Origin of the sequence: Nocardia sp. NPDC051990 (genome assembly GCF_040680755.1) — a bacterium.
Classification (GTDB): Bacteria; Actinomycetota; Actinomycetes; order Mycobacteriales; family Mycobacteriaceae; genus Nocardia.
Genome location: NZ_JBFAXH010000006.1, coordinates 229,859 through 256,719, shown reverse-complemented (window position 1 = coordinate 256,719; position 26,861 = coordinate 229,859). Strand labels below are relative to the sequence as shown.

At 64.9% G+C, this 26,861-nt stretch carries 26 protein-coding genes; 13 read left to right on the top strand and 13 right to left on the bottom strand.

The window, feature by feature from the left end; translation table 11 throughout:
* Nucleotides 1–2 precede the first annotated feature (2 nt).
* The 3 genes from AB0L63_RS14755 to AB0L63_RS14745 all read left to right on the top strand — a co-directional run bounded on the left by AB0L63_RS14755 (nt 3) and on the right by AB0L63_RS14745 (nt 3,309).
* Nucleotides 3–941, top strand: a complete 939-nt coding sequence (locus AB0L63_RS14755; RefSeq protein ID WP_364499864.1) for a hexose kinase — start codon at nt 3–5, stop codon at nt 939–941.
* Nucleotides 938–1,765, top strand: a complete 828-nt coding sequence (locus AB0L63_RS14750) for a class II fructose-bisphosphate aldolase (RefSeq protein ID WP_364499860.1) — start codon at nt 938–940, stop codon at nt 1,763–1,765. The genes AB0L63_RS14755 and AB0L63_RS14750 overlap by 4 nt, the downstream gene beginning before the upstream one ends.
* Before the next feature lie 128 nt (nt 1,766–1,893).
* The gene (locus AB0L63_RS14745) at nt 1,894–3,309 is read left to right on the top strand and encodes a glycosyltransferase 87 family protein (RefSeq protein WP_364499858.1); all 1,416 of its coding nucleotides are present in this window, start codon (nt 1,894–1,896) and stop codon (nt 3,307–3,309) included.
* Between the two features lie 101 nt (nt 3,310–3,410).
* Here the strand turns inward: AB0L63_RS14745 and AB0L63_RS14740 are convergent, their stop codons facing one another.
* The 3 genes from AB0L63_RS14740 to AB0L63_RS14730 form a co-directional block, all read right to left on the bottom strand.
* Complete coding sequence (locus AB0L63_RS14740) at nt 3,411–4,067, bottom strand: hypothetical protein (RefSeq protein ID WP_364499855.1); 657 nt, start codon at nt 4,065–4,067, stop codon at nt 3,411–3,413.
* A gap of 216 nt (nt 4,068–4,283) precedes the next feature.
* Nucleotides 4,284–5,570, bottom strand: a complete 1,287-nt coding sequence (locus AB0L63_RS14735; RefSeq protein WP_364499852.1) for a lipase family protein — start codon at nt 5,568–5,570, stop codon at nt 4,284–4,286.
* A 144-nt stretch (nt 5,571–5,714) separates the two neighbouring features.
* On the bottom strand, nt 5,715–7,226 hold the full coding sequence (locus AB0L63_RS14730) for an ATP-dependent DNA ligase (protein ID WP_364499849.1): 1,512 nt from the start codon (nt 7,224–7,226) through the stop codon (nt 5,715–5,717).
* Nucleotides 7,227–7,319: 93 nt separating this feature from the next.
* Between AB0L63_RS14730 and ramB the strand changes: the two genes are divergently transcribed.
* A complete protein-coding gene (gene ramB, locus AB0L63_RS14725) occupies nt 7,320–8,726 on the top strand; it encodes an acetate metabolism transcriptional regulator RamB (RefSeq protein WP_364499846.1) in 1,407 nt (468 codons plus the stop codon).
* 410 nt (nt 8,727–9,136) lie between these two features.
* On the top strand, nt 9,137–10,966 hold the full coding sequence (locus AB0L63_RS14720) for an acyl-CoA dehydrogenase (RefSeq protein WP_364499844.1): 1,830 nt from the start codon (nt 9,137–9,139) through the stop codon (nt 10,964–10,966).
* A 10-nt stretch (nt 10,967–10,976) separates the two neighbouring features.
* On the opposite strand, the gene AB0L63_RS14715 is transcribed toward AB0L63_RS14720, so the two are convergent.
* On the bottom strand, nt 10,977–11,861 hold the full coding sequence (locus tag AB0L63_RS14715) for a nuclease-related domain-containing protein (protein ID WP_364499840.1): 885 nt from the start codon (nt 11,859–11,861) through the stop codon (nt 10,977–10,979).
* A gap of 221 nt (nt 11,862–12,082) precedes the next feature.
* Between AB0L63_RS14715 and AB0L63_RS14710 the strand changes: the two genes are divergently transcribed.
* Both AB0L63_RS14710 and AB0L63_RS14705 read left to right on the top strand, forming a co-directional pair.
* Entirely contained in the window at nt 12,083–12,616 is a 534-nt protein-coding gene (locus AB0L63_RS14710; RefSeq protein ID WP_364500244.1) for a carboxymuconolactone decarboxylase family protein, read from the top strand.
* Nucleotides 12,617–12,899: 283 nt separating this feature from the next.
* Nucleotides 12,900–13,031: a hypothetical protein gene (locus tag AB0L63_RS14705; RefSeq protein ID WP_364499838.1), complete on the top strand. Its 132-nt coding sequence runs from the start codon at nt 12,900–12,902 to the stop codon at nt 13,029–13,031.
* 10 nt (nt 13,032–13,041) lie between these two features.
* On the opposite strand, the gene AB0L63_RS14700 is transcribed toward AB0L63_RS14705, so the two are convergent.
* Nucleotides 13,042–13,809: a TetR/AcrR family transcriptional regulator gene (locus tag AB0L63_RS14700; RefSeq protein WP_364499834.1), complete on the bottom strand. Its 768-nt coding sequence runs from the start codon at nt 13,807–13,809 to the stop codon at nt 13,042–13,044.
* Between the two features lie 136 nt (nt 13,810–13,945).
* On the opposite strand from AB0L63_RS14700, the gene AB0L63_RS14695 reads away from it, so the two are divergent.
* Both AB0L63_RS14695 and AB0L63_RS14690 read left to right on the top strand, forming a co-directional pair.
* Nucleotides 13,946–14,323 (top strand): VOC family protein, encoded by a 378-nt coding sequence (locus tag AB0L63_RS14695; RefSeq protein ID WP_364499831.1) that lies wholly within the window; start codon nt 13,946–13,948, stop codon nt 14,321–14,323.
* A 499-nt stretch (nt 14,324–14,822) separates the two neighbouring features.
* Nucleotides 14,823–15,239: a PPOX class F420-dependent oxidoreductase gene (locus AB0L63_RS14690; protein ID WP_364499828.1), complete on the top strand. Its 417-nt coding sequence runs from the start codon at nt 14,823–14,825 to the stop codon at nt 15,237–15,239.
* On the opposite strand, the gene AB0L63_RS14685 is transcribed toward AB0L63_RS14690, so the two are convergent.
* Nucleotides 15,224–15,943 (bottom strand): polysaccharide deacetylase family protein, encoded by a 720-nt coding sequence (locus AB0L63_RS14685; RefSeq protein WP_364499825.1) that lies wholly within the window; start codon nt 15,941–15,943, stop codon nt 15,224–15,226. The two genes, AB0L63_RS14690 and AB0L63_RS14685, sit on opposite strands and share 16 nt — an antisense overlap.
* A gap of 70 nt (nt 15,944–16,013) precedes the next feature.
* On the bottom strand, nt 16,014–17,414 hold the full coding sequence (gene lpdA / locus AB0L63_RS14680; RefSeq protein ID WP_364499822.1) for a dihydrolipoyl dehydrogenase: 1,401 nt from the start codon (nt 17,412–17,414) through the stop codon (nt 16,014–16,016).
* A 216-nt stretch (nt 17,415–17,630) separates the two neighbouring features.
* On the opposite strand from lpdA, the gene AB0L63_RS14675 reads away from it, so the two are divergent.
* Nucleotides 17,631–18,068, top strand: a complete 438-nt coding sequence (locus AB0L63_RS14675) for an MmcQ/YjbR family DNA-binding protein (protein WP_364499819.1) — start codon at nt 17,631–17,633, stop codon at nt 18,066–18,068.
* 9 nt (nt 18,069–18,077) lie between these two features.
* On the opposite strand, the gene AB0L63_RS14670 is transcribed toward AB0L63_RS14675, so the two are convergent.
* The gene (locus tag AB0L63_RS14670) at nt 18,078–19,052 is read right to left on the bottom strand and encodes a membrane dipeptidase (protein WP_364499816.1); all 975 of its coding nucleotides are present in this window, start codon (nt 19,050–19,052) and stop codon (nt 18,078–18,080) included.
* Between the two features lie 169 nt (nt 19,053–19,221).
* Between AB0L63_RS14670 and AB0L63_RS14665 the strand changes: the two genes are divergently transcribed.
* The 3 genes from AB0L63_RS14665 to AB0L63_RS14655 all read left to right on the top strand — a co-directional run bounded on the left by AB0L63_RS14665 (nt 19,222) and on the right by AB0L63_RS14655 (nt 22,945).
* A complete protein-coding gene (locus AB0L63_RS14665; RefSeq protein ID WP_364499813.1) occupies nt 19,222–21,279 on the top strand; it encodes a prolyl oligopeptidase family serine peptidase in 2,058 nt (685 codons plus the stop codon).
* Nucleotides 21,280–21,365: 86 nt separating this feature from the next.
* Nucleotides 21,366–22,301 carry an alpha/beta hydrolase gene (locus AB0L63_RS14660; protein WP_364499811.1) on the top strand — a complete coding sequence of 312 codons (936 nt, stop codon included), beginning with the start codon at nt 21,366–21,368 and terminating at the stop codon, nt 22,299–22,301.
* Entirely contained in the window at nt 22,298–22,945 is a 648-nt protein-coding gene (locus tag AB0L63_RS14655) for a TetR/AcrR family transcriptional regulator C-terminal domain-containing protein (RefSeq protein WP_364499808.1), read from the top strand. Before AB0L63_RS14660 ends, AB0L63_RS14655 begins: the two co-directional genes overlap by 4 nt.
* A gap of 38 nt (nt 22,946–22,983) precedes the next feature.
* Here AB0L63_RS14655 and AB0L63_RS14650 read toward each other — a convergent pair whose 3' ends face one another.
* The 5 genes from AB0L63_RS14650 to AB0L63_RS14630 all read right to left on the bottom strand — a co-directional run bounded on the left by AB0L63_RS14650 (nt 22,984) and on the right by AB0L63_RS14630 (nt 26,815).
* Nucleotides 22,984–23,802 (bottom strand): thioesterase family protein, encoded by an 819-nt coding sequence (locus tag AB0L63_RS14650; RefSeq protein WP_364499805.1) that lies wholly within the window; start codon nt 23,800–23,802, stop codon nt 22,984–22,986.
* Nucleotides 23,803–23,820: 18 nt separating this feature from the next.
* A complete protein-coding gene (locus tag AB0L63_RS14645; protein WP_364499802.1) occupies nt 23,821–24,681 on the bottom strand; it encodes an alpha/beta fold hydrolase in 861 nt (286 codons plus the stop codon).
* Between the two features lie 31 nt (nt 24,682–24,712).
* Nucleotides 24,713–25,345 (bottom strand): TetR/AcrR family transcriptional regulator, encoded by a 633-nt coding sequence (locus tag AB0L63_RS14640; protein WP_364499799.1) that lies wholly within the window; start codon nt 25,343–25,345, stop codon nt 24,713–24,715.
* Between the two features lie 228 nt (nt 25,346–25,573).
* Nucleotides 25,574–26,368 (bottom strand): HAD-IIA family hydrolase, encoded by a 795-nt coding sequence (locus AB0L63_RS14635; protein ID WP_364499796.1) that lies wholly within the window; start codon nt 26,366–26,368, stop codon nt 25,574–25,576.
* A 57-nt stretch (nt 26,369–26,425) separates the two neighbouring features.
* Entirely contained in the window at nt 26,426–26,815 is a 390-nt protein-coding gene (locus AB0L63_RS14630; RefSeq protein ID WP_364499793.1) for a DUF2867 domain-containing protein, read from the bottom strand.
* Between the last annotated feature and the right edge of the window lie 46 nt (nt 26,816–26,861).

The following is a 26,861-nucleotide window of genomic DNA, read 5'->3' as shown; positions in this document are numbered from 1 at the left end:
CCGTGACAATGAATCCCGCCTACGACATGACCTACCGGGTAGAGCATTTCGAGCGCGGCCAGGCCCATCGGGTCCGTTCGGTCGAGCAACGCATCGGCGGCAAGGGCATCAATGTGACCCGGGTGCTCAATCAGCTCGGAAAGTATTCCAGGGCAACGGGTTTCTCCGACCACGCCTTCGCCGCCGCCGCCGAGCTGGAAATGCCGGTCGACTTCGTGCACGCGCTGCCCTGGGTCCGGCGCACGGTGGTGATCAGCGAATCCGGCGACGGTACCGCGACCGCACTGTGGGAACCCGGCGCCCGAGTCTCGAATCCACATGCCGCCGAACAGCTCTCGGTCCGCGTCTCCGGCATGCTGCCGGATATCAACGGCCTGGTCATCTCCGGATCACTACCGGGCGGTATCGCCAACGACCTACCCGCCGAAATCGCACGAACCGCCATCGCCGCCGGTGTCCCGACCATCTGCGACGTCGACGGCGAGTCCTTGCGGCTGGCCGCCCAGGTCCCCGGCATCGTACTGATGCCGAATACCGAAGAGCTGGAACGTCTCACCGGACGGGTACCGGTGACCCCGGACGAAGTCGCCACAGCCGCATGGCCGCTCATCGAATGCGGGGTGCGCGCCGTCATCGCAACCCGCGGCGCCGAGGGCATGGTCGTTGTCACCGCCACGGGCGCGTGGTCGGCGACCCTGCCCGAACCACTCGCCGGAAATCCCACCGGCGCGGGCGATTCGGCGACCGCCGCGGTAAGTGCGGCACTGTCGGAGGCGAATGACACCCCGGACTGGCCCGCCGTGCTGGTCGATGCCGTCGCCACCTCCGCGGCGGCGGTAGTCATCCCGGTCGCCGGAGAAATCGATCGCCGCCTACGCAACCAGATCGCACCGACGGTGATCGTCGAACGACTAGCCACCCCGCAGGAGACCTCCCCATGACCGCACGACCCGTCACGGACCTGATCGCGACCGCCCGACCCGGCGGTCTCGGCGCCTTCAATGTGATCACCATCGAACATGCCGAGGCCATCGCCGCGGCTGCCGAGGCGGCCGAACGGCCCGTGCTGCTCCAACTTTCGGAGAATACGGTGCACTACCACGGCGCTCTGGCCCCGATCGCGCTGGCTTGCTTGCACATTGCCGCCGACAGCAGCGCCGATATCGCCGTTCACCTGGACCATGCCACTTCGTTCGAACTCATCCGCACCGCGGTCGACCTCGGCATCCGCTCGGTCATGTACGACGGCTCCACTCTCGATTACGCCGAAAATGTCGCCGCCACCGCCGATATCGTCCGCTGGTGCCAGGACCGCGATGTCTTCGTAGAGGCCGAACTCGGCGAGGTGGGCGGTAAGGACGGTGCGCACGCCCCCGGTGTCCGCACCGATCCGGACGAGGCCGTCGAATTCGTCGCGGCGACCGGCGTGGACGCCCTTGCCGTCGCCGTCGGCTCCTCGCACGCCATGCAGCAGCGCACGGCCGAACTCGATAACGACCTGATTTCTCGGCTGGCCGCGAAGGTTCCGGTCCCCCTTGTGCTGCACGGCTCCTCCGGCGTGCCCGACGCGGGTCTGCGTGCCGCCGTCGAGTACGGCATGACCAAAATCAATATCGCCACCCGGCTCAATGTCCTTGCCACCGAGGCAATCCGGGCAGTGCTCGCGGACGGCCCCACCATCGCCGATCCACGCAGGTACCTGCGTCCCGCCCGGGATGCGATCCGGTCCGAGGTCGAACATCTGCTGCGGGTGCTCGCCGGGTAGATCTCACCAGTCCGGGGAATTAGGGGCAGCCAGCACCGGCCAGCGATGATAGGCTGAATTGTTTTTAGTTTAGCTAAGGATTTGCTGTCTGTTCGAGCTGTATCACCTGGTGAAGGAAAAACAACTCCATGGCTGTCATCCTGCAATCAGGAGAACAGCGCGCTGTCGGTGCGGGGACGCAGCCCAAGGTCTCGCACACATTCATGCTCAGTGCCGCGATCGTATTCACCTCCGTGTCCATCGGCGCCTGGCTGCTATTTCTGCGGCCCAACTGGCAGATGTACTGGCACCAAGTCGACCTCCAGGTCTATATGTGGGGCGGTACGGCCGCGGCTACCAACCCCGCGCTGCTCTACGACGGCCGCGGACCGCTCGGCCTGCCCTTCCTGTATCCGGTCTTCGCCGCGTGGATCTGTGCCGAACTGTCGAGATTCCCGATCAACTACATCGGGACCGGCATCACGGTGCTCACCATGGTGTCGCTGTTCGTGAGCGTCTGGAGCGCCGCCAAACTGCAGCACCTACGCCGCACAACGGGTTTGCTGGCGTTGAGCATCGCGGTCACCGGTGCCGCGATCTGGTTGGAGCCGGTCCAGCAGACGTTCCGTTTCGGTCAGCTCAGCGCAATCCTGATGGCCTTGGTCCTGGCGGATCTGGCCATGCCCGAGCAGAGCCGCTATCGGGGCATCCTCATCGGCATCGCGACCGGACTGAAGCTGACCCCCGCGATCTTCATCGTCTATCTGCTCATCACCCGCCAGTTCCGGGCCGCCGCGACGGCCGCCGCGACCTTCGGCGCTACGGTCGCGATCGGCTTCTGGTACCGGCCGACCCAGGCGCTGCAGTTCTGGTCCACGACCATGACCTCGCAGAACCGCATCGGCTTTGCCTATGTGCAGAACCAGTCGATCAACGGCATGTTCGGCCGCCTGGAATGGACGACGTGGCACGACACCACCTCCGCGTTCTTCTGCGCCGGACTGCTCGGACTGGCCGGAATGGCGGCGGCGCGAATCGCCTACCTGCGCGGTGACGAGTTGCTGGGCGCACTGCTCGCGGCCACGGTAATGCTGCTGATCTCGCCGATTTCCTGGACCCACTACTGGGTGTGGATCGCACCGGCGCTGCTGTGGCTGATCCACGTGCTGCGCCACCGACCGCTCGCCGTCCGGATCGCCGTGCCCGCGCTCATCTACCTGTTCGTCTTCGCCTGGCCGCTGCGAGCCGACGAGTTCGGCGCATGGGATCCGGATCTGCCACTGCTACCGCAGGGGCTGATCTGGCAGGTACCGCAGACCGAGGGCCGGGAATTCCGCTGGACGCCATGGCAATTCCTGCTCGGCGATTCGTACACCCTGCTCGCCACCATCACGCTCGTCGTCGCGATCGTCTGGTTGCTGCCGCTGAAACCGCGGACACCGCAATCCTGCGACGAGGTTATTGCGGACCGAGGGCGCGAGCAAGGGATCGGCCCCGCCGGTCGGCAAGAAGGCGGTCCGAGCAGTGAACCGCCGAGGTCGAACGAATTGGAAGCCGTGGGGTAGGGCTCTGTCCGCGGAGCCTGCTTCCGTTCGCCGACATCGTCATACTGCTCGGACAACCTCGAGAATATTGGCGTTCCAGCTGTGAATCGCCTGGGAAGCGGTTAGTTGGCGCTTCCGGTGGATGGACGGGCCTGGCGCTGCCGCTCGCATTCCTGGGGGTCGGCATCGGGGCGGTCCGGACCCTGCAGGCTACAACCCTGTCGGTTGTATCCCGACGCGTCACGGCCCCAGCGGTCGTAACCCCAGTGGTCATAGCCGCTGCGGTCATAGCCGAAGCTGTCACGGCCCTCACGGTCGTAACCCCATGCGTCGTACCCGAAGCGGTCGAAGCCGCCGCGGTCGTGGCCGGACCTGTTACGGCCCTCACGGTCGTAACCCCATACGTCGTACCCGAAGCGGTCGAAGCCGGACCGATCACGGCCCGCGCGGTTGTAGCCATCGGGACCATAACCGTCCGGACCGTCGATGTCGGGCGGCGGAGTCGGCATCGGCGTGGCGGGCTGCATCGGCGTGGCGGGCTGCATCGGCGCCGGAGCCTGCGTAGGAATCGGATCCTGCGTCGGCGCGGGAGCCCGAGTGGGAATCGGAGCCTGAGTGGGAATCGGGGCGGGATTCGGCGCCGCCGCTGGGGCGCCGGTGTCCGGGGTTGCGAACGCGGACGTGATTGCCGCCGCGGGAGCGAGTGCCAATGTCCCGGTGACAACGGTCTGCATCAGCATCCGTTGCACCGTGCGTGAACTCCTCGTCCACCGCACCATAATCGACCTCCTTCTCGAAACGGAGCGCGGTGCCGCGCTCCGATCTGAGGATCGGCCGACCGTCCGATATTGTTACCTATTGTGAGGCCTATGCCACAGCGAATACCGTTCTGCCCGAACGAAACTCGAATCGGGCGGGAGCGTTCCGCGCTGATCGGCTGTCGGATCGGCAAATTCGGAATGTATTCCGAATTCAGCGGTCAGGAATGCCGCTCGCTACTTACCGACCTTCGTACAGCCGACCGGTGGCGGCCCACCCGCGAAGCGTTGATCAATCCAGGAATTCGCGGCCGAGACGCCGGCGCTGTTGACGATAATATGCTCGCCGAGGTAGGCCTCGAAGTGCACCGGAACTCCCAACCGGCACCAGTCGTCGTAGAGATGTTCGGCTCCGGCGAAGGGGACCCATACCTCGTTGGTGCCGTGGTACATGAAGACCGGCACCCGCGGCGCGGCGGTACCGAGGCGGTTCTCGGCCAGGATCTCCCTGATCATCGGCAGCTTCGTCGGGTGGGGCACATCGGTGAGCATCTCCGCGGGTATGGGCGCGAGCGCACCGAGCAGCGCCGCACCCAGAAAGCAGAAATCCTTCGCGAATTGCGATAGCCGCCAACCGTTGTCATTGAACAGCGCCATGATCTCCGGGTACTCCCTGGCCAGACCGAGGGTCGCGGCCAGGAATACGCCGGCGGCGGCATTGGCGCCGTTCATCGTGTTGATCAGCATGCCGAAGTCGGCGGGAACGCCACCGACCACCGCACCGACGAGGTTTAACTCCCCTGCGTATTCCGGTGCGAGTTGCGCCGCCCAGCCCGTGGCGATGGCACCGCCGGAGTACCCGGAGACCACCGTCGGCGCATCGGGCGACAGACCCGACTCGGGCGTGTGCACGGCGGCGCGTATCGAATCCAGTACGGCATGTCCGGCCATGCGACCGGCCGCGTAAGCCTGTCGTGGTCCCTGGTGATCGGGCACGATCACCGCATAGTTCTTCGAAAGTGGCAGCTGCACCGAGTGGATATCGGCCGCGAGACCTTTCCTGATTTGCTGTGACGGCGCACAGTCGTTGCCGAGTGAATCGATCGCTTCGTTGTCGGCGACGAGGGGTCGGGGTCCCGAACCCTGCCACGGCGCGACGGGCACCAGCAGGGTGGCGACCACCGGCACCGGATGGCCCTTGGCATCGGTCGATCGGATCAGCAGTTCGGTGGCAGTGACCGGCGTCGGCTCCGGCCCGATATCGATGCCACGGGCCGCGAGCACGGTGCCGGGACCCAGCTTCTCGAAATCCGGCGGCGGCGAATAGAAGGGGTCGTCGAGCGGCGTCGGCATGACGGAGGCGGGATCACGCACGAGGTGCACGACATCGGTGGCCGGAACCGGGTCCGCCCCAGCCATTCCCGGCACCGCCGCCCCGACCGCCGCCACAAACCCCAGACAGGTCACCGCACCGAGCGCCACCACCTTCCGAATCGGCCGACCAATGGCCGACCACGATCGCATCCATCGTTTTTGTGCCGCACCGAGCAACGCCGAGTCCTTCGTTTCCGCGCGGGTATCGGACCGAATCGCAGCCAGTCTCACCTACGGCCAGCACAAATACCGGGAACACAACCGCGCGGTCCGCATAACGATTCGGCCGCCCGATTACGGCAGGAGTCCACGGACCGTGTCGATGGTGTCGGCGTCGGCGGCGGATTTATCGGGTCGATAGCGCACCACGCGGGCGAAGCGCAGCGCGACGCCGCCCGGATAGCGTGGACTGACCTGGACGCCGTCGAGGGCGATCTCGACCATGAGTTCCGGCCAGAGGTAGACGGCGTACTCGTCGCGGGTGCGCTCGTGCCGCGGGAATTCGGCGGTCTGCCACTGCAGCAGCGCATCGGTGAGGCCCTTGAAGGTCTTGCCGACCATGACCGGTTCGCCGGTTTCGGGATCGCGCGCGCCGAGGTGCAGATTCGATAGATATCCGGTACGGCGGCCGTAACCCCATTCGGCGCCGAGCACCAGCAGGTCAAGGGTGTGCGTCGGCTTGATCTTCTGCCAGGACCGGCCGCGGCGGCCCGCGGCGTATGGCGCGGTCAACGACTTGACCATGACGCCCTCGTGTCCAGCGGCCAGCGCGCCGTCGAAGTACTCGGCGGCCGCCTCGGCATCGGGCCGGATCAGGGCCGGGATGCTGTGCTCGGCCGCGACCTCGGTCAGCGACCTGCGGCGCTCGTGCAGCGGGGCGTCGAGCAGATCCTTGCCGTTCAGATGCAGACAGTCGAAGAAGTACGGGTGCAGCAGCAATTCCCGGGTCGAGCTGACCTCGGCGAAGCGGCTCATCGTCTCCTGGAACGGACGCGGCCGTCCGGAATCGGTGAGCGCCAGCGTTTCTCCGTCCAGCACCACACTCGTACAGTCGAGCCGGGCGACGAGATCGACCAGTTCCGGCACGCCGGCGGTGATATCGCGTAGCGTCCTGGTGAATACCCAGACCCGCGAACCCGCGCGGTGTACCTGGATGCGCGCGCCGTCCAGTTTGTGTTCGACGCTCACCTCGGCACCGAATTCGGTCATCGCCTCATCCAGTGTCGCACCGGGCGAGGCGAGCATGGGTTGGATCGGGCGGCCCACTTCGAGCCGGAATTCGCTCAGTGCCTCGGCCCCACCGGTCAGCGCCGCGACAGCGGTGACCGGCAGTTGTCCGGAGAGCATGTACGCGCGCCGGACCAGCTCGATCGGCACCGCCGCGGCCACCGCCACCGCCTCCGCGACGATCGCGGTGAGCGCACCCTGACGCAGCTCGCCACCGAGTAGCCGCATCAGGAATGCCTGCTGATCGGCGGTCGCGGCGGTCCACAAATCCGACAGCAATTCCTTGCGCCGGTTGGTGGAGCCAGGGCCGGAGGTGGTGGCCAATTCGCTCAACATGTTGTCGACCGACGAAACCGTCAGCGTCGCAAGCTCACTCGGCTCGCATTCGAGTGCGGTCAACGTGCGCCAGCCGGTGCCGATGCGCCCCTGCCGCAGTTCACCAGAGAGCCATGCCACCACCGACGCCAGCTCATCCGGGGCGGCCGCGGACAACAGCGTGGCCAGGGTGACGATCTTCGTCTTCCGGGACCGGGTCGCACGGACGGTCTCCGAAGCCTGCACGACATCCGAGAACAGCATCAGTCGACGGTAGCCCGACCCTGTGACATATCGCTCAGCTTCGCTGCTAATGACCTATTGGCAGGTTTGCGAATCCGCTAATAGGCTGGACACATGGCCAAGACTTACGTCGGGGCGCGGCTTCGTCAGCTGCGGACCGAACGCGGGCTGAGCCAGGTCTCACTCGCCCAGAAGCTGGAGATCTCGGCGAGCTACCTCAACCAGATCGAACACGATGTGCGCCCGCTCACCGTACCGGTATTGCTGCGCATCAGCGAAGTGTTCGGCGTCGACGCGACCTTTTTCTCTTCCCAGGACGACACCCGGCTCATCGCCGAACTCCAAGAGGTCGTGATGGATCAGGAACTCGGAATCGAGGCCGATACCCAGGAGATCGCGGATATGGTCTCCGCGCATCCGAGTATGGCGCGCGCTCTGGTCAATATGCACAACCGGTACCGCAATACCTCGGCACAGCTGGCCGCCGCCACCGAGGACCGCTTCGCCGACGGCTCCGGCAGCGCGACGATCAGCAAACCGCATGAGGAAGTCCGCGACTTCTTCTACCAGCGGCAGAACTACATCCATGAATTGGATACCGCCGCAGAGGAACTCACCGCCCGCATCCGCTTCCACGGCGGCGATGTGAACAGCGAGATCGCCCGCCTGCTACGCGCACACGATGTGCGCATTATCGAGCGCATCGATCTCGGCGAGGGGGTACTGCACCGCTACGACCCGCAGACCCAGCGACTCGAGATCGCACCGCATCTGTCCGGTGGCCAGCGCACCTTCAAACTCGCCGCCGAACTCGCCTACTTCGAATGCGGTGATCTGCTCGAAAGGCTGGTAGAGGAGGGCAATTTCGCCTCCGAGGACACCCGCAAACTGGCAATGCTCGGCCTGGCGAACTACTTCGCCGCGGCAACCGTATTGCCCTACACGCACTTTCACGAGGTCGCCGAGGATTTCCGCTACGATATCGAGCGGCTCTCGGCTTTCTTCACCCAGAGTTACGAGACGATCTGTCATCGGCTCTCGACGCTGCAACGGCCCAAGCTGCGCGGCGTGCCATTCTCCTTCGTGCGCGTGGACCGCGCCGGAAATATGTCGAAACGCCAGTCCGCCACCGGTTTCCACTTCTCCTCGAGCGGCGGCACCTGCCCGCTGTGGAATGTCTACGAAACCTTCGCCTATCCGGGCAAGATCATGACGCAGATCGCCCAGATGCCCGACGGCCGCAAATACCTGTGGGTGGCTCGCACCGTCGAACGCCGCGCGACCCGCTATGGCCAGGCCAGTAAGACCTTTGCGATCGGGCTCGGTTGCGAACTACGGCACGCGGGTCGCGTCGTCTATGCCGACGGCATCGATCTCGACGTGGCGAAGGCAACGCCGATCGGTGCGGGCTGCCGGGTCTGTGAACGCGCCAATTGCCCGCAGCGCGCATTTCCGCCGCTGGGCAAGGTGCTCGATATCAGCGAACATCGAAGTTCGGTTTCACCGTACGTGCTCAAGTGACGCGCGAAGGCCGACACCGGCGATACCCGATGTCGGCCTTGCACATTCCGCTAAGCCGGTAGCGTCGAACGCTGGATCCGCACCCCCAGCCAACCAACTCGCCCGCCAAGTATCGGGAACGCTGTCCCGTCCCGTCGTCCTGAAACTCCTCGCCGACTGAACGCTTTCGGTTCCGATACACCGATTCGCGGTTTCACTGCGGTGCGCCGGAATATCTCGCGGTGACGAGTCCGTTGCACACGTCTGCGCCGTGTGAACGTTTGCGGTAATCGCTCGGTCAACGGTTGTGCGGACCCCGGCCTGGCTACGGTTGCGTAGCAAGACAGCGGTACGGCAGGCTCCTTTTGTACAACGTCAAAACGCCGATCCCGTGGCTGCCAGGTCGCGGAGGCGTGAGTCGAGGAGGACCGGTGGGTCACTACAAGGCGAACGTCAGGGATATCGAGTTCAACCTATTCGAGGTGTTGGGACTGGACAAGCTCCTGGATACGGATGCCTATGGCGATCTCGATTCGGAAACCGTGCGGGAGATCCTGTCCGAGGTGAAGCGGCTGGCCGAGGGCCCGGTGGCGGACTCCTTCGCCGCGGCCGACCGCGACCCGGTGGTCTACGATCCGGCCACCTTCTCGATTTCGGTGCCCGAGCCGCTACGCAAGACGGTCCAGGCCGTGCACGAGGCCGACTGGAGCCGGCTCGGCATGCCGGAGGGGATGGGCGGCACACCCGCGCCCGCCGCGGTGATCTGGTCGATCAACGAGATGCTCAGCTGCGCCAACCCGGCGGCGAGCTTCTTCAATATAGGCCCGGCGATGTCCTCGGTGCTGTTCAATGTCGGCACCGAACAGCAGAAGCAGTGGGCCACAAAGGGTTACGAGCGCGGCTGGGCGGGCACCATGGTGCTGACCGAGCCGGATGCCGGTTCCGATGTGGGTGCGGGCCGCACCAGGGCCATCGAGCAGGAGGACGGCTCCTGGCATATCGAGGGCGTCAAACGCTTCATCTCCGGCGGCGATGTCGGCGAGACCGCCGAGAATGTCTTCCATCTGGTGCTGGCTCGCCCGGAGGGAGCCGGCCCGGGCACGAAGGGGCTCTCGCTGTTCTATGTGCCGAAATTCCTGTTCGATCACGAGACGTTGGAGCTGGGCGACCGCAATGGCGTCTACGTGACCGGTGTCGAGCACAAGATGGGTCTGAAGTCCTCGCCCACCTGTGAGCTGACCTTCGGCGCTACCGAGGTGCCCGCCAGGGGCTGGCTGGTCGGCGAGGTGCACAACGGCATCGCACAGATGTTCCAGGTGATCGAGAACGCCCGCATGATGGTCGGCATCAAGTCCGCCGGCACGCTGTCCGCCGGTTATCTCACCGCGCTCGACTACGCCAAGCAGCGCGTGCAGGGTGCGGACCTGCCCCAGATGACCGACAAGTCCGCCCCGCGCGTCACCATCACCCACCACCCGGATGTCCGCCGCAGCCTGGCCATGCAGAAGGCGTACGCCGAGGGTCTGCGCGCCATCTACCTGTACACCGCCGCCCATCAGAATGCCGATGTGGCGCAGCTGGTTTCGGGTGCGGACGCCGAATTGGCGCACCAGGTCAACGATCTGCTGCTGCCGATCGTCAAGGGTGTCGGTTCCGAGCGGGCCTACCAGTACCTGACCGAATCGCTGCAGACACTGGGTGGCTCCGGCTATCTGCAGGACTACCCGATCGAACAGTACATCCGCGACGCGAAGATCGACTCGCTCTACGAGGGCACCACCGCCATCCAGGCGCAGGACTTCTTCTTCCGCAAGATCATTCGGGATAAGGGTGTGGCGCTCGCCCACGTCAACGGGCAGATCACCGCCTTCCTGGAGGCGAAGACCAGCCGCTTCGAGACCGAGCGGGCGCTACTGGCCACCGCGGTGGCCGATGTGCAGGCGATGGCGGCCACGCTGACCGGGTATCTGATGGCGTCCCAGCAGGATCCGAAGCAGCTGTACAAGGTCGGGCTCGGTTCGGTGCGCTTCCTGCTCGCGGTCGGCGATCTGCTCATCGCCTGGCGACTGCTGGTGCAGGCCGAGATCGCGGCCGCCGCACTGGCCGCCGAAGCGCCGGAGAAGGATCGGGCGTTCTATTCCGGAAAGGTTGCCGTCGCGAGCTTCTTCGCGAAGAACGTGCTGCCGCAACTGACCGCGATGAAGAAGATTATCGCCGAGATCGATAACGACATCATGGATTTGGACGAAGCCGCATTCTGATCCGACCGGATCAGCAGTTCTGCTGCAGGGGCCAGCACTCGATCGGGTGGTACGGCGGCGGCGAGGGCGTCACGCTCGTCGTCGAGGTATCCGGTTCGCGGGCCGGATGGGCCGAATCGTGGGCGAGCGAACTCGTGATCACGATGAGGACCACAACCATTCCGACCAGGGCAACCGCGAAGACTGCCCACCCCGCGGCCGTCTGCCGCCTGCTCGGCGGCAGCGGCGCGGGGATGGCGTGCTGGCGCATCTCACGCGCTGACAGCGATGGCGCTTTGGGCTGCACCTCGTCGAAGCCGTCGGCGAGCAGCTCGGCGCGGAAAGGCTTTTCGGTGGCGCCGAGCGCAGCACAGGTGGCGACGACCCGATCCGCGGTCCAGCTGCGCGGTCCGGCGGAGAAACCCTCGAGGTAGATGCGGAGTTCGGTCGCATCACGGACATTCGCGACGATGATATCCATGCCGGGGCGCAGATTGGTCCGAGCCGGCCGCACCGCGACCCCGCGGAACGGCATGAGCACGACGGCGCCGCAGATGTGGCCCGGATCGACCAGTGCCCGCTCCAGCCGTGTCTTTACCGCATGCACGCTATGTTCCAGCTGATCGACGGGATTGCCGGAGATCTCCTCGTCCAAGTCGGCGGGCTCCGCGCTGATCGTCCATGGACCGTCGCCCGGAATGTTCAGGATCCCGCTCTGGCGGCGTTGGAAGCCCTTGATATCGATCACGGTAATGCCGCGCGGGGTCAGGATGACCGCGTCGACCCGGCGCGACCCGTTCTCGCCGACCTCCAAACCGACCAATGCGACACCAGTCGTCGGATACGACCGCAGGCATTCGACGAACTCCTGTTCGGCACCGGAGAGATTCGCTCCGGTCTTGATCTTCACCAGCATCGCGTATTCCCTGCCTCATCCGGTTCGAACCGGCGCCCCACCATCCACCGCGCCGGTACTGATGATGACCCGCCATCGCCGCGAAAACCACCGGAAAGCCGAGAAGATCAGCACGATCCTCCGGCGATCACGGACCTACCCGCTAGTACGCTCGGATCCGATCCAGCAGGACGGATCCCGCCACCGGCGACGGACAAGGAGGCACAAGCATGGTTCCGGCGTTGCAACCACGCATTTCACCCGGTCGGCTCCGGGAGCTCGGCCCGCTCAATTGGGTTGTCTGGCAGATACTTTCGCGTGCGGCGGGGACAGACGACGCACACCTGTTCAGCACACTCGGCCGCACGGGGGGACTGTTCCGCGGCTGGCTGCACTTCTCCGGACGGTTGATGCCGGGCGGCCACCTGCCCCGGCATGAATCCGAGCTGGTCATCCTGCGCGTCGCCAAGCTGCGCGACTGCGCGTATGAAATGGACCATCACATTCGCCTCGGCCGGCGGGCGGGTGTCACACCGGAGATCCTGGACCGGGTTCGCACCGGGCCCACCGCCGTCGGCTGGTCGGATAAGCATCGCGCGCTGCTCACCGCCGTCGACAGGTTGGTCGAAACCCGCGATATCGACGACGCCACCTGGACCGCCCTCGCCGAGCATTACGACGAGCGCAGCCTGATCGAAATCGTGCTGCTCATCAATCAGTACGACGGACTGGCCGCGACCATCACCACATTGCGGATCCAGCGCGACGGCGTTTGACGAACCCCGGCGTTGGCGCGCGGTTTGCTATTCGCGCCGACGCCGCTCATTCTCGAAGTAGCAATTCCATAGCGATCACCGCCGATAGCTCCTAAACTGAAACTCGGCACGCACAGAATGACGATTCTCATGCCCATCGTCATGCAGCACATCGGAACAACCACAGTCTTCGAGACCCACAACCGCAGTGTGTTGCACGCCATAGCGTGATGACACCGAGATCGGAAACCCTCCGTCAAGCTAGCTGACAATTAACTGTCGGCTCAAGGAGAAAGGGGGCGTCATGACCATCAGTCTCGTGTTGATCATGGCGGGATTCATTCTTCTGTCCATCGCGATCGCAACCTTCACGCTTCCCGGCGGTGCGGATGCCCCGCGGCATCCGGAGCCGCCCAACGAAACCGACGATCAGTAGCCCTTGCGGCTCAGCGGTTTTCGACGAGATCCGCCAGCCCGTCCAGGACTCGAGCCAGACCGAATTCGTAAGCATCGTCGGCGCTGTAGGCGGAATCGTGCGCCTGCCCGGCGACCGCGCCGATGCGGGCGGCCAGCGGGTAGCGCTCGGCGTCGAAGAACTGAGCCAATAGCGGGGCGGCGCGCTCCCACCATTGCCCGTCGGATATGGCGCTATCGGCGGCGGCGCGTTCGGTGTCGATGGCGATGCGAGCCACCGAAGTGACGAAGCCGACGACATAGGTGACGGCGGCGTCCATCTCGAGATCACCGAGGCCGAGACCGTCGAAAGCGCGCAGTTCGTGTTCATATTTAGCGGCGACGCCCGGGCCGAGCGGCGGCCGCGTGGTCGGCAGATAGGCGACCCACGGGTGGCGGACCAGCATGGCGCGATTCTCGGCGGCGATCGTCGCGACGCGATCGCGCCAGGGTAGATCGGTCAGGTCGGCACGCGATATCTCCTGGTAGACCGCATCCAGCATGAGGTCGACGAGTTCCGCCTTGCCCGGCACGTAGGTGTAGGTGGCCATGGGCGTGAGCCCCAGCTTGGTGGCGACGGCTCGCATGGTGAGCGCGCCGATCCCCTTCGCATCCGCGATTTCGATGGCCGCCGTGACCACGGCATCCACACTGCTGCGCTGTTTCGGTCCACGCACCGAGGCCGCGGGCACGCGCCACAGCAGTGCCAACGTCCGCATTGGATCGCCCGCACCGCTGCGGTCCCGTGATTGCTCAGCCATGCCGCCTCCTCATTTACGCGCCGCGGAAGCCGATCGTATCGGTGTGGTCCACATGACAATGCGGCCGGTCGGAAATTTCTGTACAAAGTACATCGTACTAAGTACAGTACTTGATGCCAACTCCGAGGAGGACCTTGTGAATATCACCGCTTCCGCCATCTCGCTCAATGTCGCCGACCCGGAGGCGTCGGCGAAGTTCGCCATCGACCACTTCGGCTTCACCGAGCAGATGTCGGCCGACGGTTTCGTCTCGGTCGCTCGCCCCGACGCCGGTTTCAACCTGTGCTACCTGCGCACCGGTCTCGGCAGCTTCAAACCGAAAGACAAGGCGGGGAGTGCCGGCGAGGGCCTACTGGTCGCCTTCGTGGTGGACGGTATCGATGCCGAGTACGAGCGGCTCCAGCGCGAGGGCGTGCCGATCGTCACCCCGATCGAAACCGAACCCTGGGGCGAGCGCTATTTCCAGACGGCCGATCCGAACGGCATCATCCTGCAACTGGTGCAGTGGGTCTGATGGGCGTCGAGGTCGCACACCATGCCAGAAGCAGGCGTGCGACCCGGGTAGCGTCAGAGGACCAATTCCGTTGACACACACCGGGCTTACACAGCCTCGCGCCACGCAAGCCCGGTGAACCTCCCTGAATTCATCACGCCAGCCGCGTGCGATTTCGACGCTCCGACCAGCTAATTCCTTTGCCGCGCAACGGGCCGGCACGGCGCATCAAGGTATTGCCGCGGCGGCGCGCAAGCCCGGTGGAAGCTTCAGGCGAGGGCAGCGCGGAAGACCTCGACGGCGGGAGCAGAGGGACGGCCGAGCAGTAACCGGCCTGCTCGAGCGCGCGCCCCGAGTCCGCGAGGCCCAAGCCGCCTAACACCGCGAATGACACCCGGCCCGAATTGGTCGGTAACCGTCATGCGCTGCCTCTCGGCCATGCCGCAACCACTGCATGGTGATCAACTGACCAGCCGTGCGGGCAGGGAAGATCGGGCGGTTGCGATGGGTTGGTGTTGGTATGGAAATTTCTTCGGCTGTTGATTTCGCGCGGACCATCAAGCGGTCCGTGCTCACGACTATTCGGCGCAATGGCCGCCCACAGCTATCCAATGTGCTGCATGTGGTGGGTGACGACGGGATCATTCGCATTTCCATCACCGCCGACCGGGCCAAGTACCACAACCTGGTGCGCGATCCATGGGCCGCGATCCACGTCACCCGCGACGACTTCTACGCCTACGCCGTCATCGAGGGCACTGTCGACCTCACCCCCGTCGCCGCCGACCCCAATGACGCAGCCGTCGACGAATTGGTCGCCTACTATCGAGCGGGCGCGGGCGAGCACCCCGACTGGGACGAATACCGCAAGGCCATGGTCACCGACCACCGCGCTCTCGTCCGCCTGACCCCCACCCATGCCTACGGCATGCTCTGACCGCACTGCTTCAGCAGATCCGACACCGTGACGAATTGATAACCCGCGGAACGGAGTTCGCCGACTATGCGCGGGATGGCGGCAAGGGATTCATTCCACTGGCCCATGACGTGCAGTAGGACAATGGAACCCGGCCGCACCTCGGCAACGGTCTCGGCGACAATGGCGTCGGTGCTCGCCTGTCTACCCGAGTCCGGTTCCACATCCCAGGTGATCGTCGTGCGATCGTGGTCGGAGAGGTATTTCGGGAGGGCCAGGAGCTTCTTGCCGTAGGGCGGGCGGAAAGTGATCGGGCCCTGGTAACCGGTTTTCGCGATTTCCGCGTCGGTTCGTTCGATCTCGTCGCGGACGGTATCGCCGGACACGAACACCATGCGGCGATGGCTGTAGGTGTGATTGCCGATTTCGTGACCGGCCTGCGCGATGGCCCTGCCGTACTCCGGATGTGCGGCCAAATCGCGGCCCATCAGATAGAAGGTAGCCGGAATACCGGCTTCGGCAAGAACTTTCAGCACTTCGGGCGCTTTTTCGGTCGGCCCGTCGTCCAGGGTCAGCGCAACCACCTTGTCGGTCGTATCGACTCGGTTCACCAATCGCCCCGCCAGTTGGAAGGTGCGCGAGTTCATCAGGTAATAGCCGCCGACCACCAGCGCCAACACCACCACGAGTACCAGCGCGCTACCGATCAACCACTTGCGTCGCATCGTTGCGCTCCAAAGAAAAAACGGTGGTGCCTAGACCTTTCGGCCCGAACACCACCGCTTTCGATACGGATCAGAAGTTGATCATGTGACCCGCGAGGCCGTGGAACGCTTCCTGCAGGGCTTCGCTCAACGTCGGGTGGGTGTGGACATTGCGGATCAGCTCATTGACCGTCAGGTCCCACTTTTGGGCCAGGGTCATCTCCGGCAGCAGCTCGGAGACGTCCGGTCCGATGAGGTGGCCGCCGAGCAGTTCGCCGTACTTGGCGTCGGCGACGAGCTTGACGAAACCGGTCGGATCACCGAGGCCGTGCGCCTTGCCATTGGCGGTGAACGGGAAGGTGGCGACCTTCACGTCGTAGCCCTCATCCCTGGCCTGCTGCTCGGTGAGACCGAAGCTGGCGACCTGCGGCTGGCAGAAGGTGGCGCGCGGCATCATCCGGTAGTCGCCGAGGGTGACCGTCGGCGCACCGGCGATGGTCTCCGCGGCAACGACGCCTTGAGCCTCCGCGACATGGGCGAGCTGCAGCTTCGCGGTCACGTCACCGATGGCGTAGATGTGCGGCACATTGGTGCGCATATTGTCGTCGATGACGATGGCGCCGCGCTCGAGCGCGACACCGGTGTTCTCCAGGCCGTAGCCCTCGACCCGGGGCGCGAAGCCGACGGCCTGCAGCACCTTGTCGACGGTGACCGTCTCCAGGTTGCCGGTCTTGTTGTCCTTGATCGACACGGTGACCTTCGAACCGTCGTCGTCGATAGACTGCACGGCCGCACTGGTGGTGATCGTGATGCCGAGCTTCTTGTACTGCTTGGTGATCTCCTTGGAGACGTCCACGTCCTCGTTCGGCAGCGCACGGTCCAGGAACTCCACGATGCGCACGTCGACGCCGTAGTTCTTCAGGACGTAGCCGAACTCCATGCCGATCGCGCCCGCACCGACGATGAGGATGGAACCGGGCAGGTCGCGGGTGAGGATCTGCTCCTCGTAGGTCACCACATTCGCGCTGAGCGAGGTGCCCGGCAGCAGCTTGGTGACGGTGCCCGTGGCGATGATGGCATTGCTGAAGGTGATCGTCTCGGTACCGCCGCTGGACAGGGCGACCGAGAGGGTGTTCGCGTCGGTGAAGGTGCCCTTACCGTCGAACTCGTCGATCTTGTTCTTCTTCATCAGGAAGTGGACGCCCTTGACCCGGCCGTCGGCGACCTTGCGGCTGCGGTCGAACGCGACACCGAAGTCGAAGTTCACCTCACCCGAGATGCCGAAAGTCTTGGCTTCCTTGGTGAAGATATGCGCGAGTTCCGCGTTGCGCAGCAGCGCCTTGGAAGGGATGCAGCCCACATTGAGGCAGACACCACCCCAATACTTCTGCTCGACGATCGCGGTACGGAGGCCAAGTTGTGCCGCGCGGATGGCGGCGACATAACCGCCAGGTCCGGCACCGAGAACGACAACGTCGTAATGGGAAGTCACGTCGTCGAGCCTAACTCCGTGGAGCAAACTGCACCCACCGTCCCCCTGCAACTATGAGACGCGCGCCACATGGCATCGCGACTTTCCTGCGACCGGATAACTGCAACGGGCTGCGATACCTAGGCCGGCGGCTGCGACACACGGTGGCGGTGAACTAAACCCCTCGCGCCGCCAGCAGCACTGATAGCGATCAGCTCTCGAGCTGGATCTGCATCCATGAGTGGCGCACCAGGCGGAATCGTCAGTGCGGTGAACATTATTTACGCGATGGCGACCGCGGCCGGTTCGGCCCGGCTGACGATAATTGGGCCGGTGGTGACCTCCGATGACGTACGCCGGATCGCGCTGAGCCTGCCGCGAACGACCGAGGCGCTGGTGCGGGACCGGGTCAAGTTCCGGGTTGGCCGCATCGTGTACCTGGCGCTGTCCACGGACGAGAACCGGATGGGTTTCGCCTTTCCCAGGCAGGAGCGGGTGGCGCTGGTCGCGGGTGAGCCGGACAAGTTCTTGATGCCACTGCCACGCGATGAGCGATACAACTGGGTCCGGGTGCGCCTCGATGCCATCGACGAGACGGAGTTGACCGAACTGGTCATCGAGGCGTGGCGCATGGTCGTCCCCAAGCGCGTCGCGGCCGAACACCTCGGCGCCTGAGCCAGCGTGCTAGTCGCGCCAGACCTGCTGTGCGACCCGGGCGAAGTTGCCGCCGAACACCGCCGCTCGGTCGGCCGCGCTGAATCCGCGATCGGTGAGTACCGCGTCCAGCCCGGGTAGTTCGTCGAGCCCCAAGAGGTCCTCCGGCGGCACCCATTGCAACGGTCCCCATTTCGTATACGCGTCGGAAAACGCACCCGGGTCCTGCGTGAGCATGTCATTGAAATCCTCGGCATCGAAGGAGTAGTCCGACCCGATGCCGATATGTTCGATCCCGACGAGCTCCGCGCCGTATTCGATATGCGCGGCCATGGCCGCCACCCGCTCGGCCCGGCCATCGACCGCGTTCTGCCCCAGGAAGATTCCCACGCCATTGATTCCGATAACTCCGCCGGTGCGCGCACAGGCCAGCGCCTGTTCATCGGTGATATTGCGCGGATGCGCCCACAGTGCCGCGAAATTGGAATGGCTATAGATCATCGGAACCTCGGTGCATTCGGCCAGGTCCAGCCCGGTGCGCCGGGAGCAGTGCGAACCGTCGACGAATATGCCGACCTCGTTCTGTTTGCGCACCAGATCTCGGCCATAGGCGGTGAGTCCGGTGTCGTCGGCATCCAAACAGCCACAACCGGCCGCATTGGCGTGGTTGTAGGTCGGCAGCATCGAGCGGACGCCCAGTTCATAGAACATCTCGAGGCTATCCGGGTCGCCGCCGAGCGGTCCGGAATCCTCCAGGTCGAAGGCCAGCGAAATGGTGTCGGCGGCACCGATATCGGGGAACCGCTCGACCAGCCGGAAGCGATCGTCGCCCAGCGCACCCCGGCGGAACTTGTGCAGCAGCGCCAGCGAATCCGCGGTCGACTGCCGCGAATACCCGACGTTCACCGATAAATACGACCCGAGCGGATAGCGTGCCAGATCTGCGATCCGCGCGGAATGCGATAATGGCAGGCAGCAGTGCTGCTCCCAGAGAAATTGTGGCAAACCCGGCCACCTTCCACTCGGATCGGTATCGGAGCAGCGATCGTACTGAGCCGACCGGTACGGATGTCACACCTTGACACATGTTGGGCAACCGGTAACAGTGTGCCCGAATTGCCCGATTCTTCGGGTGGTGTCTCACATTTACCAGACGCTCGGCAACAATGTGGACATGACGGGCGTTGAACACACTGTGACCGATCCCTACCTGTGGCTCGAAGAAGTAACCGATGAGCGGGCCCTCGACTTCGCCCGCGCGCACAACGAGGTGGTCGTCGAGCGTTTCGCCAGCTCCGATCGTTTCACCGAGCTCGAGCAGCGCATCCTGGACATGCTCGACACCGATACCAAGATCGCCTACCCGGGCCGGCGCGGCCACTGGCTCTACAACTTCTGGCGCGATGCCGAACATCCGCGCGGGCTGTGGCGGCGCACCACCTTCGCCGAATACGCCAAGGAAGCGCCGGACTGGGATGTGCTGATCGACCTGGACGCGCTCGGCACCACGGAGGGCGAGAACTGGGTGTGGGGCGGTGCCGCGGTGCTGCGGCCAGAACAGTCGCGCGCGCTCATCAGCCTGTCCCGCGGCGGCGCGGATGCCAAGGTCATTCGCGAATTCGATATCGAAACAAGGGAATTCATCGATCCCGCCGACGGCGGCTACTTCCTGTCCGAGGCGAAATCCGATATCCGCTGGATCGATATCGACTCGGTGTATGTCGGCACCGATTTCGGTCCGGGTTCGCTCACCGATTCCGGCTACCCGCGCATCGCCAAGCGCTGGCGGCGCGGCACCCCGATCACCGAGGCCGAAACGGTATTCGAGGGCGAGGTAGACGACGTCTCGGTCGCGGCCGGCTATGACCGCACGCCCGGCTATGAACGGCATTTCGTGGGCCGCGCCACCGACTTCTTCAACGAAGAGGTGTACCTGCTCGAAAGCGACGGCAGTCTGCGGCATCTCGAGGTGCCGACCGACGCCAGCGAATCCTGGTACAAGGATTGGTTCCTGGTGCGACTGAAGTCGCCGTGGGAAATCGGGGACAAGACCTACCCCGCCGGTGCGCTGCTGGCCATCGACTTCGAGAAGTTCCTTTCCGGCGCACGGGAATTCGAGGTGATCTTCACCCCCGACGCGCACACCTCGCTGCACGGCTACGGCTGGACCGAGAACCATCTGCTGCTCATCACCCTCGAGGACGTGCAGACCAAGCTCTACGTCCTCACGCCCGGCCCGGACGGCTGGCACAGGGAGCCACTCGCCGACACCCCGCCGATGGCGACCACCAGCGTGATGAATCTGGACCCGCTCGAAGGCGGCGACGAATTCATGCTGACCACAAGCGGATTCACCACTCCCGCCACGCTGCTCGCCAGCGCGGTCGGCGGCCGGACCGAACAACTCAAACAGGAACCGGGCTTCTTCGACGCCGACGGCATCGAGACCGAGCAGTTCTTCGCGCGCTCCGATGACGGAACCATGGTGCCGTACTTCGTGATCCGCCATCGCGACCGAAAGGGCACTCCTGGTCCGACGGTGATGTCGGGCTACGGCGGCTTCGAGGTATCACGCACCCCCGGCTACGGCGGCGCCTCCGGCATGGGCTGGCTGGAACGCGGCGGCACCTGGGTGATGACCAATATCCGTGGCGGCGGTGAATACGGCCCCCAGTGGCACACCTCGGCGCAGAAGGCCAACCGGCACAAGGTCTATGAGGACTTCTCCTCGATCGCCAAGGATCTGGTGGCCCGCGGCATCACCACACATGAGCAGCTGGGTGCCGTCGGCGGCAGCAATGGCGGCCTGCTCATGGGCGTCATGCTGACGCGCTATCCGGAACTGTTCGGCGCCATTGTCTGCCAGGTCCCGCTGCTCGATATGCAGCGGTATCACCTGCTGCTGGCCGGTGCGTCCTGGATGGCCGAATACGGCGATCCGGATAAGCCCGAGGAGTGGGAGTACATCAGCAAGTACTCGCCCTACCAGAACGTGCGCGCCGACGCGTCCTACCCGCCGATCCTGCTGACCACCTCCACCCGCGACGACCGAGTCCACCCGGGGCACGCCCGCAAGATGGCGGCGCTGCTGGAGGAACAGGGCCACACCGTCTGGTACCACGAGAATATCGAGGGTGGCCACGGCGGCGCGGCCGACAACAAGCAGTCGGCGTTCCAGGCCGGACTCATCTACGAGTTCTTCACCCAGACGCTGATGGAGCGGTCCGCCTGAGCCGCATCCCGGCCCGGTGCAGCGCTGCACCGGGCCGATTTTTTTGCGCCCTTGTCTACAACGCAGACTTAGTCTACGTTGTAGACATGACGAACGAGAGATCCGCGATGCCCGAAACCGCCGTACGAATCGTGGAGACCACCGGCGCGCGACTGCATACCGAATCGGCCGGAACCGGACCGGATCTGGTCCTCATCTCCGGCGGCGGCGGCGACGCCGGAATGTACGAGGCGGTCGTACCGCTACTGGCCGACCGCTACCGCGTCATCACCTTCGACCGACGTGGCAATTCACGCAGCCCGTTCACCGATCCGCACGCCGCGATCGATGTCGCGACGCAGGCGGCCGATGTCATCGCGATCCTCGACGCCTACGCCATCGACCGCGCCCATATCTTCGGCAACAGTGGCGGGGCGATCATCGCGCTGGAACTGCTCGCCGCGCACGCCGACCGGCTTACCGACGCGATCGTGCACGAAGCACCGGTCGTTCAGTTGCTGCCGGAGACGAGTCCAGCACGATCGGAGATCGCCGAGCTCTTAAAACTCGCGACCGAGAAAAGCCCGCTGCGCGCGTTCGCCGCATTCGGTGTCATGACGATGCCGAATGTGCCGCGGGTATTGCGATCGAACTTCGGACAGGCCTTGATGGCGGGCGGTAGTCGGATTTCATTGTCGATCGGAGCCGCGCTGCGGCGAATCACTCGAGCTCACCCCTCGACCATGACCCGCCAGCTGAACAATGCCGACCTGCTGCTCCGCCGCGAACTGCCCGCCTTCTTGTTCGACTACCGCCCGGACCTGTCCGCCCTCCGGAAGGTCGCGGTGCCCTGGCGACTCGCCGCCGGACGCGACAGCGTCGGCAAGCCGTACTACGTCGCCACCCACGCACTGGCTGGCGAACTCGGCCGGGACTGTGTGGAATTCCCTTATGGGCATGTGCCCTATCAGTTGCAGCCGGAGGAGTTCGTCGATCGGCTGCTCGAACTGTTCGACGAAATGGACGAAAGGACCTTGCGATGAGCCGAACAGGTCGACGCGGGCAGCCGAGTACCCGGACCGCGCTGAACCGCGATTACATCGCCGCGGTGGCTTTGACCGTCATCGATACCGCGGGGCTCGACGGCTTCACCATGCGGAAATTGGGTGCGGCACTCGGGGCGGACCCGATGGCGGCCTACCGGCACTTCACCGACCAGCAGGACCTGTTCGATGGCATCGCCGAAGCGATGTTCGACGAACTGGAGATGGAAACCCTACCGTGGCAGCAAGATTGGCCGGAGCTGATGAGCGCCTACGCCCATCGACTACGTTCCACACTGCGCCGACACCCGAATGCCGTACCGATCTTCGCAACGAGACCGGTCCGCAGCGCCGCGGCGATCGAAACCGGAAACTGGATGCTCGAACGGCTACAAGACGTCGGCTTCACCCCCGCCGTAGCCCTGCAATTCGCCCGCTGCCTGCGCGAATACGTAGTCGGACACATCCTGAGCCACTCCGTGGCCGCCCAACGCAGCCGCAAACCCACCCCGAACGCACCCGACTACAACGCCCTCGCCGCAGCCGCCGACGCCACTGTCGACACCGACCACTTCGACATCGGCCTCACCGCAATGCTCGACGGATTCAGCAGACACCTCGGCGAAATCGCCGACCCCACTTAGCGCCTTCGACGGGCCACAGCTGGTCGTTGCCGTGCGGCTCAGCGTGTGCCGAGTAGTAGCGTCTGGGTGCTGCGCCCGATCGGGCCCTTCTCATCGAGCAGGCGGGACTCGGCCAAGCCGATGCCACCGCGTTCTGGGTAGGTGACCGCGTCCAGGCATACCCATTCGCCGGCGGGGTGGCGGTGCAGGGTCACTGTGAGATCGGTATTGATGAAAAAGTATCGATCCCATGGCAGGACGGAGCTGACCCCGTTCCCGAAGTCGGCGGCGGCAAGGGTCCGCTGCAACTGGCTGGGTGAGGTGCCGGCCACGATCGGGTAGCGCAGACGAATCCAGCACACGGCTGGGCCGAGGGTCCGGAATGCGCCTGAGACGAAACGGTATTCGACGCCGGTGTGGAATCCAACCAGTTGCGTGCTCGGGAAGCTGTGATCCGGGCCCGGCGTCACGGTATCCGGGCCAGGCAGCGGACCGGCCGCGGGTATCTCGGCCAGCACATCCAGCTCTGGCTCCAGCTGCCGCAGCCGCCAAGCGGTGGCCTTCAGCACCGGTCCGTGGTCGGATCTCAGTGTGGCCTCGATCAGTTCGACGCTGCGCCCCGGCTGGCCGACTCGGGCCGCCGCCTGGGTGACTCGCGCCTGGGCTCGCAGCGGCGCAATCGGCACAGGCCCGAGAAACTCCACCGTGACCCGAGCGATCCGGCACCCTGGTCGAGGTTCGCACCGTTCGATCACATGCCCCACAAGAGCCGACGGCGCCCCGCCGTGCTGGGCATTCGGCGACCACGGCCCCCGGGTGAGCTCGGTGGAATGAAACAGATCCGGGTCCGAGGAGTCGGGCAGATAGAAGGCATTCATAGCGTTGACTCCGTCCGATCAGCGGTTCCGCAGCCACTTCTCGATCTGATCGACCGTGCTGCCGTACCGACGGATCCAGCCGTTGTGCCCCAACGGTTCCGGCTGCTCCCAGGTGGTCACCTCGGCCGAGGGCATCTTGGCCAGCAGGTGCGCGGCCGAACTGCTCGGTGCGACATCGTCGCCGGTAATCGTGATGGACAGCACCGGCAGCTTCAGTCTGGCGATCCGCTCCTCGTAGTCGATATCCGCATCGACCGGCACGAAACGGCCGGTGCGGGCCAGTCGGGCCCAGTCCGACACCAGCACCTTGGACTGGCGTCCGAAGCCGCCGAGCGAGATCAGGTCGCCGGGCCAGAAACCGGCCAGATTGGCCGTCAGCGACATGGCCGTGGCGCCGGCCAGCATGCCGGGACCCGAAATGCCTCGGAACCCACGGTGATACGGGGTACCGGAGGCGATCAGGATCAGCCCGCCCAAGCGGCCCCGGATCCGCGACGCGTACAGCACCGCGAGTTGACCGCCCATGCTGTGGCCGAGCAGATACGGGGTGCTGTCCGGGAAGCGGTCGCGCACCACCGAGAAGATCGCCGGGAAGTCGACCGACACCAGCTCGTGGTAGCCGAAGGTGCTCGCGGCGCTCGGGCGCGGGCGACTATCACCCGCGCCGCGCAGCTCACCGATCGCGATATCGAAGCCGCGCGCAGCCAGCTCCTGGGCGAACAGTTCGTAGTAACCGGCCGGAACACCGAGGCCGGGCACCATCACCACCACCGGACGCGGCGCATCGGGGCGTACCGGATGCCGATGCGCCCCGCTCGCCGGAAACAGCCGCACCGGTACGGTGGTGCCGTCCGGCATCTGGATGGGAACCGTCTCCATAGAGCGCACGCTAGCCGACGCTGGGGCGGAACTACGCGCCGACCGCACCCATGATCACGCGGCTGAGCACCCGGATCACGTCATCTAGTGGCGGTCGTGGATCCGAACCGCTCCAGGAATCCACCACATAGTTGACCGCGCCGATGATGGCGAGCACCCGCATCTCGTAGTCGCCCGTTGGGATTTCGCCGTGCAGGGCCGCATCCTCCGCGGCGCTGGCGAGTAGCGAGCCCCAGACGCGACGCAGCTCCAGCCGGAACTTCTCGACCTTCGGCCCAGCGCCGACGACCTCCACCAGCGCCACCCGCGCCTTGCGCGGATCGGAGCCGATGGATCCGACGTAGGCGCGCACCGAGGCATCTATGGTCTCCAGTGCGGTCGCATCGGATTTCTTCTCGAGGGCGGCGGTCACCGCTTCGCGCGATTCCCTGTCGATCTGCTCGTAGAGCTCGAGTAGGAGGGATTCGCGGCCGGTGAACTCCTCATAGAACTGTCTCGAGGAGAGTCCGGCGTCCTTACAGATAGCGCCGACCGAACTATTGGCGTAGCCGTCGCGCGCAAAGACCGTCAGGCCCGATTCCAGAAAACGCGCACGCCGCTGACGTTGCCGGTCCTCTACGGGTTGCCCGGCATACATTCGTCCCGTATTCGCATCCTGTGACATTGGGGCAGACAATACCGAAGGGCCCGATCCCCTCGTCATGGATCGGGCCCTTCGTATCAACCTGCAGCCGAATAGTCGTTAGCCGAAAGTTGGCCGCGCGGTTGCTATTGCGCTTGCGATCTGCCGATCTCCGATCTCATCGCCACAACGATGATCTTCACTGGCTGTTTGCCAAATTCGAGGATACCGAGAGGTTCGGCACGCCGAAAATCTTTTGAAGGACTATTTTTAGAATAATTCTTTCGACAGGCCTTTCAACAACGCAGGCAGTTCCGCCACGGAATCGATGACATGATCCGGCGCCGCCGAGGCCGCCGCGAGAACGGCGGGCCGGAATTTGCCGGTACGCACCAGAACTCCGGTCATACCGACCTGTTGGGCGGCAAGCACATCGGAGTGCAAATCGTCACCGATCATCAGCACCTCGGCCGGATCGAGGCCCATAAGGTCCGCGCAGGTACGGAATCCGGCCGCCGCGGGCTTGCCGACCACCGCGATCCCGGCATTGCCCGCCGCCTCCAGACCCGGCAGGTACGCGCCTGCATCGATGCGGAGTCCGGTCTCGGTGGCCCAGGTCAGGCCGCCGTGCATCGCCACGACCGGGATACCGTCCAGCATCAGTTCGGCCACCCGGCTCAGCGCGTCATGGGTGAATTCCGCACCGGCGCCGCCAATTACGATGACATCCGGATGTTCGTCGTCGAGTGTCAACTCGGCGAGATCGGCCTCGATATCACCGTGATTGAGCACCCACACTGCCGCATCCGGGTAGCGGCGGCCGACATACTCACCGGTGAGCCGGGCGGCGGTGACGATCTCCGCGGCATCGACCTCGAATCCGGCATCCCGCAGCCGCTCGGCGATCTCGTCGCAGGTGCGGGACGTGGTATTGGTGAGAAACCTTCGGCGCAAACCACTTTCGCGCACGCGACGCACGGCGTCGACCGCGTCGTCGAGCGTTCGCCAAGAAGTCACCAGCACGCCGTCGATGTCGTAGAGCACACCGCGTATGTAGCCGGACATGGGTTCAGCCTACGACTATCGCGCGTAGTCGTCGCCGCATCCGTTTGGCGCGGCGCGTCAGCGGGCGGCGGCGAAACCGCGGGCGGCGCGCGCGAGCATCAATGGCACGAGTCGACGATGGAATGGGCGCACGACCGCGAAATACCTTCGGCCCCAGCGATTTCGATATTTGACCAGCGAGGTGATGGTGACCGTGCCGCCGTCGACGAGAACCGAGACGACAAAGTCGAGGACCGTCATCGCATCGGCGGTCACGTGCTCATGCTCATCGCTTTCGCGATCGGGAAAAGGCCTGCCGAAGAATATCTTTCGGGTCCATTCCCGAGGATCGGTCGGCGCGCCGGGTGGCAACGCAATTTCGTAGGAATCGATGTAATCCCAATCGGTCCCCGACGAGCGCGCCAAGGCCGCGCGCTCGGGAATTTCGACTCGCCCATAAGTCGGCATCGCATTCCTCCAATAACCCATACGGTAGCGTATGGAATGACCATAC